The sequence below is a fragment of the Streptomyces sp. NPDC001933 genome (assembly GCF_042890955.1).
GTDB lineage: Bacteria > Actinomycetota > Actinomycetes > Streptomycetales > Streptomycetaceae > Streptomyces.
Window position 1 is genome coordinate 1 of the sequence record NZ_JBIASS010000059.1, and the last position, 13,521, is coordinate 13,521.

At 66.6% G+C, this 13,521-nt stretch carries 5 protein-coding genes and 1 pseudogene; 1 reads left to right on the forward strand and 5 read right to left on the reverse strand.

Translation table 11 applies throughout. The annotated features are described in order from the left end of the window. Positions 1 to 479: transposase (locus tag ACFYY7_RS43740; protein ID WP_388671524.1), on the forward strand; the 479-nt coding region annotated here is incomplete at its 5' end. Positions 480 to 768: 289 nt separating this feature from the next. On the opposite strand, the gene ACFYY7_RS43745 is transcribed toward ACFYY7_RS43740, so the two are convergent. The 5 genes and pseudogenes from ACFYY7_RS43745 to ACFYY7_RS43765 all read right to left on the reverse strand — a co-directional run. Beyond that, positions 769 to 1,218, reverse strand: a complete 450-nt coding sequence (locus tag ACFYY7_RS43745; RefSeq protein WP_388671527.1) for a hypothetical protein — start codon at positions 1,216 to 1,218, stop codon at positions 769 to 771. After that, positions 1,205 to 7,627 (reverse strand): RHS repeat-associated core domain-containing protein, encoded by a 6,423-nt coding sequence (locus ACFYY7_RS43750; protein ID WP_388671536.1) that lies wholly within the window; start codon positions 7,625 to 7,627, stop codon positions 1,205 to 1,207. Before ACFYY7_RS43750 ends, ACFYY7_RS43745 begins: the two co-directional genes overlap by 14 nt. A gap of 249 nt (positions 7,628 to 7,876) precedes the next feature. Next, positions 7,877 to 11,407 (reverse strand): LamG domain-containing protein, encoded by a 3,531-nt coding sequence (locus ACFYY7_RS43755; protein ID WP_388671530.1) that lies wholly within the window; start codon positions 11,405 to 11,407, stop codon positions 7,877 to 7,879. An 817-nt stretch (positions 11,408 to 12,224) separates the two neighbouring features. Continuing rightward, positions 12,225 to 12,434, reverse strand: coding sequence for a hypothetical protein (locus tag ACFYY7_RS43760; protein WP_388671533.1), 210 nt, complete (start codon positions 12,432 to 12,434; stop codon positions 12,225 to 12,227). 116 nt (positions 12,435 to 12,550) lie between these two features. After that, positions 12,551 to 13,384, reverse strand: a pseudogene (locus ACFYY7_RS43765) (DegT/DnrJ/EryC1/StrS family aminotransferase); the annotation flags it as partial. Positions 13,385 to 13,521 lie beyond the last annotated feature (137 nt).

Here is a 13,521-nt window from a genome sequence, read left to right on the forward strand (position 1 = left end):
AGCGGTTCGCGAAGGACGCCGTACTGATCGTGGACGGCACCCTGGTGCCCACCCGCGATCACACCGTCGCCGAGCAGTCCAAAAACTACCGGTACGCCACCAACCACCAGGTCGTCATCGACGCCGACACCCGCCTGGTTGTGGTGGTCGGCCGGCCCCTGCCTGGGAATCGCAACGACTGCAAGGCGTGGGAGGAGTCCGGCGCGAAGGCCGCCGTCGGCAAGACCATGACGATCGCCGACGGCGGCTATCCGGGCACCGGGCTCGTGATGCCCCACCGGCGACGCAGAGGGGAAAAACTACCCGAATGGAAACAGGCCCACAACAAGTCCCACAAACAGGTCCGCGCCCGCGTCGAGCACGTCTTCGCCCGCATGAAGACCTGGAAGATCCTCCGCGACTGCCGCCTCAAGGGCGATGGCGTCCACCACGCCATGCTCGGCATCGCACGGATGCACAACCTCGCCCTCGCCAGGTAAACCACCCAGCCGTAACGGCAGCCCACCATGCCCGAGGCCGCTCAGAGATCATTTACGGGACAGCCCTTAGCGTCCCACATTTGACTCTGTCTGCGTTCACCGAAGCCTCATTTGATCACGGTGACACTCAGGTCTATCCCCTTATCCCCTTCGGTTAGTTCGGCGCAGCGGATTCGACGTGCGTAGAGCCATTTCCTCTCCGGGATTCACGCCAACCAAAAGTATGACCCCTCCAAAATATTGGAGAGGCCATACTGTGCCTTACGGATTTCCGTTTACCGGAGATCCTCTACGGGGTCGCATTCGAGCGCGCATAGATTTCCTCGACTTTCGGTGATTCTACAGAATTCGCCAGGACCAGTTCACCGGAGGGATCCCAGTAGTAGTAGAGGCCGGAACTCCCCAAGGATCCGCACTGCTCTTCCTGGAAGGTCAGAGAAACCCATTTGCCTCCCCCTGCGGGAACGGTGTCTACCCCCCAGGAGTATTCGCACACTTCCTTGGTTTCAGATTTCTTCACCAGTGAGTTCAGCTGCAGCTGCGCCCCTGCGGAAAGGGTGCCCGTCCCATCCTTGTCGAAGTCGATCCAATCCCCTCCGGGATTCTTCCACAGACCGACGATCTGGCTTTCCTTGGGAACGGGCGATTCTTCTTCGATTTCACACCCGGACACACCGATGACAAGGACGGCGGAAACGGCGGCGAAGAGAAACCGTCGGCTTCTCCTAGTACGGCACATAGACTTCCTCGATCCAGTTGATCGTCACAGTGATGTCCTTCTGGCCGTCGGGGAAGATCCGCCTGACGCCGTCAAGGCCTGCCTTCGCGATCGGGTTAGAGCTTCCGTTCTTGTACCCGTCGTTCGACGGGTTGCGCATGGCCGATTCGCGCGTCATGGTGTTGGACACCGATACCTGCACCTGGCCGACCCGTGCTCCGTGATCCCACTCCGAATCTGTCTTGGCCGGCTGGCAGGACACCCCGAGCAGTTGGTAGTCGAGGTTGTAGGAACCGAGCGCCATGCTCGCGGGGCTGCCGCCGTAGATTCCCTCGGTGAAAAACCCGGTGAAGTCCGTGAATACCTCCCAGATCTTCTCGCTTTTGGACCGTTCCGCGTGAGACTTGTCGAACGACTCCTTGCCCGTGTGGTAAACGCCGTCCTTGATCAGGCCCCGAATCTTACCGAGGAACGATCTGAAGTGGGTCTCCGTGCGCAGCTGCCTCACGAATTCGCCGTCCGGGGGAAGCGTGACCTCAGGCGGTCCGCCCATCGCCCAGAGCGTGACCAGCTCCTGGGCAGAGAGGTCCAGGACCTTCTCCTTCCCCTCCTTGCGTTCCGGTTTGGGGTTCGGTCCCTTCTTGAAGGTGATCTTGGCCGTCGTGCTGTTCTGAGTCTGGGTGACTACGGCGGTGAAGGTGCCGGTTGCACCATTAGATGTGCCCGGTTGCGCGTAGGTCCTGGTGTAGCTCCAGTCCCAGCCGCCCTGGTCGTTTAGCGTCCAGGTTTCGGTGCCCCCGCCGCAGGAGCTTGAGGCACCACCACACGCTCCGTCTGGGCGGAGGCCGGTGGGGTCGGCCAGGGTGACGGGTGTGTTGTTGGCGTATGCGTAGCCGTTGAGGGACTCGTGGTCGCCGGGGGCGAGGACGGGGTCGACGGATAGGAAGCGTCCGCTGGTCGGGTCGTACTCACGGGCGCCGATGTGGGTGAGTCCGGTGTCGGCGTCGGCGGGTTTGCCGAGGAAGCCCTTGTCGTCGGGCCAGGTCGACGGTGTCGCGCCGCGGGTTTCGCCGAAGGGCTTGGTGTAGCGGCGGGTGACGGCCTGGGTGGTGGCGTCCATCGTCATCGAGGCGGTGCCGTGGTGGTCGTCGACCATCCAGTTCAGGCCGGTCTCGGTGCGGACGGCGGTGGCGTCGCCGGCCGCGTAGTAGCGCTGGGCGGTGAACTTCTTGGCGGCCGTGTCGTAGTGGAGTTCTTGACCGCCCAGGTAGAGGACGGTCTTGACGGGACCGCGGCGGATCAGGAGTTCACCGTTGGCGTCGTAGAGGTAGTCGGTGGCCTTGGTGCCTTCGGTGAGGCGGGTGAGTTCTCCCTCGATGTCCCAGGTGAGGCTCTGCGCGGTGCCGGTGGGGCCGTAGCGCTTGGTGGTGTTGCCCTGCTCGTCATACGTGTACGCCTTGGCGGTTCCACCGTTGACGGTGACGGAAGTCAGGGTGTGGGGCTGGCCGGCGCCGGAGGTGTTGACGGCGGGATAGCCGTAGCCGGTCTGGGTGTTACCCGTGGCCTTGTGCTCGGTCTGGGTGTCGCGCAGGCCGCCGGGCTTGTAGGTCCAGCTTGTCCAGTACGGGGCCGGCCCGCCGAGCGCGGACGCCGAGCGGGCGGTGACGCAGTCGTTGGAGGACGGGGTCCAGGCTTCGGTCAGCCGGCGGTAGCCGTCGTAGGCGAAGCACTGAGTGTCCTTGCCGTTGGCCTTGTCGGTCATCGACTTGACGTTGCCAGAGGTGTCGTAGACGTAGTCAACGTCGCTGGTGTAGCCGGCGTTGGTCTGGTCGACCGTGTGGGTGTTGGCCAGGCGGCGGGTGCCGTCCTCGTAGCGGTTGAGGATCTGGAGCTGCTTCGCACCGGTGGAGGTGCCGAGGCGGGTCTCCTCGATCTCGCCGTACGGGGAGTAGCCGATGTTCTGGACGTAGTCGGTCATGCCGTCGGTGCCGGTGAGCATGCCGAGGCCGTTGTAGCTGTTGGTCACGGTCTCGGCGGGCAGGCCGGCCACCGCGGGCATCGAGGTGGACTGGACGGTGCCGTCGATGTTGTAGGCGGTGGTGGTGGTGAACGTCTGCGGCGCGCCAGCGGTGACCAGGGAGTCGCTGGCGGCGATGACGGTCTTGGTGCCCTTGGGGCGGCCGAGGGCGTCGTAGCCGGTGACGGCCTGGGAGTAGATCTTGCCGGTGGTGCCGCCGACGTACCGGATGGCCGCGGTCACCTGTCCCTTGGCGAGCGAGTCGTAGGTGAACTTGGTCAGCTGGTGGGCGTTGTCCTTCACGCCGTCCCAGGTGCCGAGCTTGCGGCCCAGCTCGTCGTAGTCGGTGATCAGGGTGCGGGTTACCTGGTTCAGGGTCGTGGCGGTGGTCACCGGCTGGTCGGCTTCGTTGTAGGTGGTGTTGACGGTGCCCTTGTCGGGGTCGGTGGAGGTGGTCTTGCGGCCGCGTAGGTCGTAGTCGTACGACCAGACTGCGTTGTCCGGACCCGTCATCTTCGTCAGCCGGCTGGACGCGTCGTGCTCGAAGAGCGTGCGGGTGTAGTCGGTGCCGGTCGGGGCCGGGCCGCCGTACTCACGGCGCTCGATGAGCCGGCCGCGGGCGTCGGTGATGCTAAGGGTCCCGTTGCCGCCCGCGGCGGCGGTGACGGCGGTGCGGTCGCCCTGGTACTCGGTCTTGGTGCGCCACTTCTCCTGGTCGTAGACCCGGAAGATCGATTCGGTGGCGCGGCCAGCGGCGTCGAAGACCGTTTCGGTGGAGGCGGGGACGGATCCGGGGAAGGTGTTGGCCAGGGCGCCCGAGGGCGCGACGTTGTCGTGGACCTGCGTGTTGGTGATGTAGGCCAGGCCGCGATCGTCGTAGAGGGTCTCGGAGATCACCCGGCCGCCGTTCGGCGCGGGGATCTGTTTCTGGCGGGACCGCAGCAGGCTGTCGAAGATCTCGTAGGAGCTGTTGTAGGTCTGCCCGTCGGCCTTGAGAGCATCGGTGCGGACCCAGGTCTCCTTGTCATTGTTGATGCTGTAGGCGTAGACGATGCTGGCGGCGTCGCCGAGTGCGTGGGAGCGGTCCGGCTTCCAGACCGATCGCAGGCGGCCGAGCGCGTCGAAGGACCATTCGGTGACATTGAGGTTGGCGTCGGTGGTCTTGGTGGCCGTGCCCCAGGCCGGGTCCACCTCGGTGGTGGAGGTGTAGAGCTTGGGGTCGATGTCGGTCTTGGACGTCAGCGGGCCGTAGCCGGTGTCGTCGGGGACGTAGGTGGTCCTGACCGTGCGGTTCGAGGCGTTGGTCTCGGTGAGCGGGCGGCCCAGCTTGTCGTAGGTGGCCCCGGAGACCTGCTGGTAGACGGGGGTCTTGTCGACCGCACCGTAACTGGCCACGCGGTATGAGGCCGTGATCTCGCCCTTGGTGGGCGCCACGCCGGCCGCCTGGTTGTCGTAGGCCGTGGTGACGTCGGAGATGACGTCCCCGGGGATCGTTGGAGTCTGCTCGCAGGAGGCGGAGTACACCTCGACGCGGCTGACAGCGGCCACCAGCCAGGCCGTCGTGTTGCGGGCGTAGTTGGTCCGCGTGCAAACCTCGTCGCCGGTCTTGGCGGTGTCGCCACTGTCCTCCACGGTCATCGGCATGCCGTACGTGGTGTCGTAGGTGGTCTTCTGCTTGACCGTGCGGGTGCCGGTGGAGGTCTTGGTGCGGGTTGTGGTCTCGTCGGCCTGGACGATCCAGGAGTCGGCGGTGCCCCAGCTGTAGGCGTGGCTGCCGGTCTTGTGGGACCAGGGGTTGTTGATGGTGCCGCTGACTTCTTCGGTGCCGTTGTAGGCGATGGTCTCGCGGACGAAGCTGGCGTACTGGCGGGAGTCGTCGATAGCGGTGCCGGTGGAGTCGGTGACCTTTTCCATGCGTACGGTGCCGTCGAGTTTCTTCTCGCCGTTCAGGCCGCGCATGTAGAGCGTTACCTTCTTGCTGCGCGGGCCCTCGGAGTCGCCGGAGGTTTCCACGACCTTGCCATAGCCGCGCCACTGCGACCAGGTGCGGTTGGAGGCCTTCGTCAGGCCCTCGTCGTCGGCGTAGGCCCAGCCTGCGCCGCCCTGGTAGTCGTAGTACTTCTCGCCGGTGTCGCCGTGGCCGTAGGGGTCGTCCTGGAAGATGGAGGTGACCACGTACTTGTGGAACCAGTCGGTGACCGGGGTTGCCCCGGACTGGGACCACTTGACCGGGAAGCAGCGGCGGATGTTCTTGTCGATGTCCGCCGGCATGCTGGTGCCCCAGAGGCAGTCGGGGTCAGAGTAGTTGACGGTGAGGGTGGAGCCGGTCTCGGACTTGATGGTGCGCACGCGCCACTTGATGTAGCGCAGGGTGTCCGGACCGCTGCCCTCGACATGGTTGGACAGCTGAATGCCGCCGAAGACGACCGGCGGCATGACGGCTGCGGTGGTGTTGGCCTTGCCGGTGTTCTGGATGGACTTCAGCCACAGGCTCGCCGAGGAGGCGTCGCCCGTGTCGGGAAAGTTTTGGTCCAGGTGCCAGGTGTCCACGTCCCGGCGGGTGGTGCCGGTTCCGGTCCACACCGAGGTGGTGATGTCTGTGAGGCGCTTGCGGGTGAAGAAGGCCGGGCCGATCTGGGTGGTGCACTTGGTGCCCGACGCGCAGATCATGTCAAATGGCACGTCGGGCCAGTTGGCCTTGGTGGTCGCCGTCAGGCTGGAGCAGCCACCCGAGGTGACGCAGCGCTCGGCGTAGGTGAAGTTGACCTGCTGGGCGGCGGGCTTGGAGTAGATCAGGTCGCTGCGCAGGCCGTAGTCGATGCGGTCGAGGTAGCCGCCTCGGGTGTAGCCGGTGCCGTTGACAGTGGTGTCGGCGTTCTTGGAGTAGTAGTTCGTTTCCTTGCTGTACCAGTAGGTGGAGGCGTTGTCGTGGGTGTCCTGGACGTAGTCCAGGTTCCAGCGCCATGCCTGGTTGCAGGAGGAGTCGGCGAAGCCGGTGGACTTGTAGCAGGGCTCTCCGGGGTCATCGCCGAAGACCGGGACGGTCCACACGGAGTTGGTGACCGGGTCGTCGTCGGTAGTGGCGGTGGTGCCCTTGTCGCTCCATTCGGGCATCCGGTGCTTGCCGAAGAAGTACTGGGTGCCGGACGCGTCCGTGACCTTCCAGTACTCGGTGTTGTCGTCGCCGTTGCCGGTGGCGCCGGTCAGGTGCTCGACGCGGGTGCCGTCCTCGTTCTTCACCTTCCAGGTGCCGCCGGACGCCTGCGACAGGGCTGCGGTGTCGCAGGCCGCCTTGTCGGCACAAGTGTTGACCAGCTCGACGGCCTTGCCGTTCAGTACCAGGGTGGCGTTGGCGTACTTCCAGCACAGGTCGCCCTTGCCGGACTGGCCGTCGTCCTTGCAGGAGGCGTACTTGCGCTCGATGTAGGACTCGGTGATCGAGAAGCCTTCGCCTACCACCGAGGTCTGGTTGTTCTCTCCGGCCGTGCGGCCGTCCACGGATGCGGAGTTGTAGGAGATGGACAGGTTCGGGGACGGGCCGGCCGTGGCCGGGGGAACCCGTAGCGGGTAGTTCCAGGTGAAGTCACCCGTACTGCCGCCGGCCTCCCAGGTGGCGGTCGGGGACAGCGGGGTGGAGGCGTAGTCACCTCCACTGCCGGAGCTGCCGGCTGCTGCGGCCAGCAACATCGGGGTGCCGGATGCAAGTGCGCGGGCGGAGACGGTACCTGTCAGTGTCTGCGATCCGGTGTCGTTGCTCGCGCCGGATACTGGCTGCTGAGTGCGGCAGGACTCCTTCTCGGGGGTGGTCAGTGCACATGCCGGGAGTGTCACCAGGCGCAGGCGGGGGCCGAAGTTGCCACCGTAGACGTCGTTGAAGGTGGAGTAGTCCAGAGATACCCGGAGCCTGTCGGTATCTCCGGCAGCTCCTTCGGAGGGATCAACGGTGAGCAGGATCCCGTTGACACCTGCCTTCTTAGCGGCGGCTTGGGAGTGGACCCTGAGCGCCACTTCTTCGGCGGGACCGGTAGCCTCCGCCTTCGTCTTGGCCGACTTGGCTGCCGGGGCTGTGGGCTCCTGGGCCAGGTCCACGTCGAGTCCGCCGACCGTGACGGCGGTCCCCTTGCTGGTCGCGGGGATCTTCGCGGTGGCCTTTCCAGCCTCCGGCCACGCGGCACTGCTCAGCCGCGCGCGGGTCTTGCCCGAGGCGGAGGCGGCCTTGTCCTTCGGGGCCTTGGACGCGCCGGGCTTGAGCCTGCCTACCTTGTCGATCTTCGCCTTAGGCCGGTCCTCCAGCTGCTTTCGGGCTGTCGCGGTCTGGGCCTGGGCGGCGAAGTCGTACCCCGAGGGAATCACAACTTGCGGAAGGACAGAGAGGGAGACGACGAGGGCACCGCGGCCGAGCCAGCGGCGTATGACGGCCCCTGGCAAGCGCTTACGGAAGGGTGGCGAGGACACAGTTACTCTCCGTGTTCGATGGTGAGCGGGAAACGCTCCGGCATCGGCGCCGCGAGCGCTGCTTTTGGCGCGCGCCCGTCAGGACGCGCGTGCTACGGAAGGCTTGGAGAAGTGCGAGACGGCCCGGGCGCCGGCATCAGCAGCACCCGGGCCTGAACTGGTCGGATTGCTCGCGCAGTAGCGCGGGCACTCCGACCGGCCTCGCTTCTACCGCTGCTCTATGTTGTGCCGGTTGGCGATGGTGTCGGTGGAGGTGGCTCCGGCCCAGACACGGACGCTGTCGATCTTTCCGGGGAAGTAGCGCGCGGCGGCGCCGTTGATCTTCGCCCGGCCGATCTCGAACGTTCCGCCGCCCTGCCAGGAAGTGGTGTACGGCACGCCGTCCTCGTCGCCCATCAGGGCGCTGTCGACGTACAGCCTGAGCGCACCGAGTTTGGAGGTGTCTTCGGGGTCGGCTGCGGTCTGGGCGTCGTAGACGACTGTCAGCATGACGGGCACTCCCAGCTGAGCGGTGGTGAGTGCGGTGGATTCACTCTCGGTCCAGGCGGCTCCGGTGCCGTCCTTGTCGGGACGGCCGAACGTCCACCGCCCTTGGGTGCTTCCGGCCGGCTGTTCGTACCAGACGCCCCAGGAGGACTGGCTCGTTCCCGACTGGCCGAAGACCTGCACTGCGTATGACTTGGTGGTGTCGGCGAGCTTGGCCGGGTCCAGCGTCACCCAGGCGGTCGCGGTGAACGAACCGGAGTCGTCGAGGAGCGGGCCGGTGGCGGTGGCGTAGGCGCTGGTGCCGTTCAGGGTCATCGACTGCGTGGTCGTGACTTCTTCGCCGATATCCGGGTCTCCGGTGGTGAACTTGGTGAGGGCGGCCCCGTTGAGTGTCAGGTTCCGGCCGTAGCCGCTGGTGTCCTTCACCGTGGTGCCGGTGGCGTTGGCCATGTCGGTGGCGTCCCACTTGGCGACGAGTGCCGGGACGGGGTCGCCGGCGGTGCCGTCGCTGATGTCCTCGTCCTCCAGCCAGGCGTCATGGGCGACCTCGGTGTCCGCCAGCGTGCGAGACCAGACCTTGACCTCGTCGATGGTGCCGGCGAAGTTCTCCTTGCCGTTCGCCGAGGCCCACAGGCGGCCGACCTGCAGTCCGCCGGACGCCTTCCACGGGGTCACCGTGAACGGCACGGGCTCGCCCTGCGGGACGCCGTTGACGTAGAGCTGGATCGTCTGCGACGCCGCGTTGTAGACACCGGCGAGATGGGTCCAGGCGTTCAGAACCGGCGGCTTTGCTCCGATTGAGCGAGTGATCGCCGGACCTGAGACGTCTGTCTGGTGCCGGTTGAAGATCCAGGCGTTGGCGGCCGTGGAGTAGTACAGCTGGAACCCGGAGGCGTTCGTTCCCGCCTGGGACAGAACGGTGTAGTTGACGTCTTTCTTCTCCAGGCGGGCCCAGGCCGAGACGGAGAAGGACTTGGTGGTGTCGAGCACCGCGCCGGGGGTGGAGAGGTAGGCGCTCGTGCCGTTGAGCTTTGCCGCGCCGGAGCCGCTGCGGGCCAGGGTGTCCCAGGTGGCCCCCGAGGAGGTCAGCGGGTGCTGGGTGGCGGTGGTGGCGTCGGTGAGGGCGTTGTCCAGGCGCCAGATTCCCGAGGGCTTTTCTGCGCCCTTCACGAGGAAGCTGTAGTAGCCGGTGAGCGAGCTGTGTCCGGCCGCGTCGAAGCCCCAGACCTGGATGGTGTTCTCACCAGCCTGGTTCGGCATGATCGTCTGGGTGGTGGCCGCGCCCTTGGCGACGGTGATCGGGGCGGAGACTACGCCGCTGTTCAGCTTCCACTTGTAGCTGACGACGTCCGACTGGATGCCGGGCGTGGTGGGGTTGGTGTCCGCGGGAGTGAAGGTGAACTTGCCGGACGTGCCTACCCCGCCGGCGGCCGGATCGGTCTCGGCCGGCTTGTAGACGCCGTCTGCGCTGGTCACCACCGGAGGTGGCGGCGAATCGGTGTCGACCCGGAAGTAGCACCAGGACGACCAGGACGAGTCCAGGACACCGGTGACGCCTCGGTCCGTCTTGTAGTACGCCTGTGTCTTGACCCGCATCCGGTAGTCCGTCTGTGCCGGCAGCGCACTGGAGGTCGCGTCGCGGGGGGCGTTGTCGGCCACCCAGGCGCCGTCCGGCGAGGCCGCGTACCAGGCGCGGCTGGAGCCGTCGGCCTTCCATACCTCGAACAGGGCGCGCACCTGGGCGTTGGCGCCGTCCGCCGACTGCACCGTGGCCAGCATCTTCGGCGTGGTGTCGCTGGTGGCGAAGGGCAGCGTGGAGGCGTTGCAGGCCCGCCCGGTGGTGCCTTGCTGGACGCCGTACGAGGTCGGCTTGTCCGGGTAGGAGACGTAGGTCACCGACAGCTTCGCGTCGTTGCGGAACCGTGCCCAGGCGGCGGCGTCGGACTCGTCGTGTGCGGTCAGCGAGAAGGTGATCTGCGCCGACTTGTTGGCGGCGTGGGACGCGAGGGTCGTCGTCAGGTTTTCGTTCGTCTCCTCGCCCACGTTGTCGCTGAAGCGTACCCAGTTCGCCGGCTGCGACGGGTCGCACAGGCTGCCCCGGCCGTAGGCCACGTTCCGGTCGCCCATCAGGTCGTCCGCGGCGGGGCGGGTCGACCAGGTGGTGCTGGAGGAGATGCCCTTGTTGACGTGGCTCAGGTCGTACCAGTGCGGGTCACAGGTGAACGTCCACAGCTGATACACCTCCAGTGTCGCGTCCAGGATCTTCTTGCCATGGATCGACGAGAGCGGGTACTCGAAGTACATGCGCTGGGTGTACGGGCTGTTGGAGCAGAGGTAACCGGCGTAGTTGGAGCAGTGGCCCACGCCCTTGTCCCCGTCGAACTCCCAGTACTTGGTGCCGTTGGAGGCCAGGGCCGTCCAGTCGCCCAGCGCGATGCCCTTGGTCGGCGGATCGATGTAGAGCGGGAAGACGGTGTCCTCGCCGTGGAGCAGGGCCGGATCAGGGGTGATCTCCAGGGTGGTGCCGACGAGCTTGAGCGGGAGCTCGGCCGCCGCGTCACCGCTGCCGGGGCCCTCCGAAGGCCCAGGCTCACCCCCGGCGGCAGGCAACGGGCCTGCCTCCGTTGTCTGCGACTTGCCTTCCGGTTCTGCTGGAACGGTGCGGTCGAGTTGCGTGGTGATGCCCGCTGCCGGGGTGTCACCGGCCGAGTCCCACATCCGCCCTGCCGGGCTCTCGAAGACCGGGGAGCCGTCGCCGTCGCGCGCGACGAAACCGCCATCGGCTGTCGGGGCAATGTCCAGACCATTACCGGAGACGGTCATCCTGATCGTCGCGAGCGCCGGATTCTTTGCAGCCTCCGCGGTCTTGACCACAAGCACTGAGGTGTAGCCGGAGCTCAGCGCAGTCAGTCTCAGATCGACGTCCGGGAGGACTCCGGCATACGTGACGGCGTCGCCGTCGAGTTGGGGCTCCGGGAGCGTGGTGGGCCAGCCGAGCCGCAGCTCGTGTCCCTCATCCTTCAGCGTGACCAGTCCATCCCCGCTGCCGCCGCCGGAGAACGTGAGACCAGCTGTCGTGTTCTTCGCCCGCACAGAGCCGTTGGTCTCGCGAACGAGGGTGGTGTCGATGGGTGCCCAGGTACCGTCGTCCCTCCGGGCACGGACCGGAGCCGCGTTCATTTCCTGTGTGAAGGTGCCGTCCGGGTTGGCGAAGACCTGGGACGATTCGGTAGTCGCCCCGTCCACGGCCACTCGCTCACCGGTCTCCCCCGCGAGAACACTGGCCCTCGACTCAGAAGTCCCGTCAACCGCTGTCGAAGCCGCTCCGTCATGAGCGATTGCCGGAGTAGCTCCGACCCCAACCACTGGAATCGCACTCCCTAGAAGCGCGACGGCTACCGTCCAACTTCGCACCGCCTGACGCCAGCTGTGCCCCCGCCCCTGCGTAAACACGCCGCACCCATCCCCTTAGTTTTTTCTTAAAAGAATCTGTGTGGATCATGTGTTGATCAAGCATGACGGTCAACTGTGTCGTGCATCACATTGACGTACTTCGCCCAGCAGAGATTGCGACGAACTGCGCGAGACGCCCCCGGGCTTGGTGCAGGCGGGGGAGGCGGGGCCGCGGTCTCACGGAAGATTTCGGAGCGGAACCGGGCCGTGCGGCGGGAGTGACTCCTGGGAGTCAGGGACGCGCTGCGCCAGCTCCGTACGCCGGCCCTCTCGCTGCCGAACAAGTCGGTCTCAGTGCTGGTCAGGAAGACCAGCGACGCCATCCGGGATGGCGAATACGCCTGCGGAATCCCACGGTTCGAGACCAAGCGGTTCGACGAGGCCCGGCTGGCGCTGACGGATTTCGCCGCCACGCACGAGAAGGACGGGCGCAGGGCGCGGGTCCAAGCCCGGGCGTCGCCATCGCTGCCAATATCGCCAGCGCCTGGGCGGCGGTCGCCAGGGGCCGCTGATGTTGGTCGGGGCGGGGCGCCCGCCCGGGGAAGGCGGCTGATGCGGCCTGATGCTCGTGAACTGTTCGCCCTCCGGGATTCCCAGGGTGTCGACCTCGTCGCACTCAGGGCGCGATGCCTGGCGGTCCGCTTCTCGCGAGTACGCCATCGCGCTTCTGCCGCGAGCAGCTCCCGCAGCCGGAGCAGACGGACCCGGCTGCCGTGCTCCGGGCCTCGATGCGTACCACCTCGTCGTTCACGTCGATCGACAGCACCGCCACGTCGGCGATTGATGGGAGCAGCAACTCCTCCAGCCGGAGCACCACTTCTTCCACTGGCCGAACTGTCACACACCGCACCCAGTACGGGTCATTCTCAGGCAGCTTCCCAGGACCTACTCGCCCGACGAACGTCACTCAGCGTGCTGATCCACGGAAAGTGAGCCAGAACCGTGGCCGGCTCCCTCTGCTGTGGTGGGCAGGGTCAGGTGCGGCAGGCCGGTGAGGAGTTCGCTGAGCCGGGCGGCGTTCGCGCGGCGGCGTCCAGTCAGGGCCGGGAGCTGGCGGAGCTGGCTGCGGGCGATCGCGGCGTTCACGTCGCTCATCCGGGCATTGGTCCCGACGATCCGGTGGTCGTAGCGCCGTTCCATGCCCTGGTTGCGCAGAAGCCGCAGGGTGCGGGCCAGGGCCGGGTCGGCTGTGACGACCATGCCGCCCTCGATGGACTGCATGTTCTTCGTCGGGTAGAAGCTGAAGCAGCCCGCGGTCCCGAAGGTGCCGGCCGGGCGGTTGTTGAGGGTTGCGCCGTGGGCTTGGGCGGCGTCCTCGACCAGGGCGAGGTGGTGTGTCTGAGCGAGTTGGGTGAACTCATTCATCGCGGCGGGGTGTCCGAAGAGGTGGACGGGGATCACTGCCGTGGTGCGGGGGGTGATCGCGGCCCGTACGGCGTCGGGGTCCAGGCAGAAGGTGTCCGGGGTGATGTCGGCGAAGACCGGGGTGGCTCGGGTGAGACGGACGGCGGCGGCCGTGGCGGCGAAGGTGAAGGAGGGCACGATCACTTCGTCGCCGGGGCCGATGCCCAGGGCGAGGAGAGTGAGCCACAGGGCGGAGGTTCCGGAGTTGACCGCGATACAGGAGTGGCCGTCGACCAGGTCCGCGAACTCGTCCTCGAAGGCGGCGACCTCGGGGCCCTGGACGAGGTGGCCGGATTCGAGGACGCGGAGCGCGGCGGCGATGTCGGCCGCGTCCAGGCGCGGCGCGGCGACCGGTATGGGTGGTGTGTTCACGGAGGGGGTCCCTTCCGGTGGACGCCTGGTCGCCGACCGAAAGGGTGGCGGGGCGTCAGGTGTGGTGTCGGGTGGGGTCGAATCCGTGGTGCAGGTAGAGGGTGGTGTCGTGGGTCAGGGCGCGGGCGCAGGCGTGG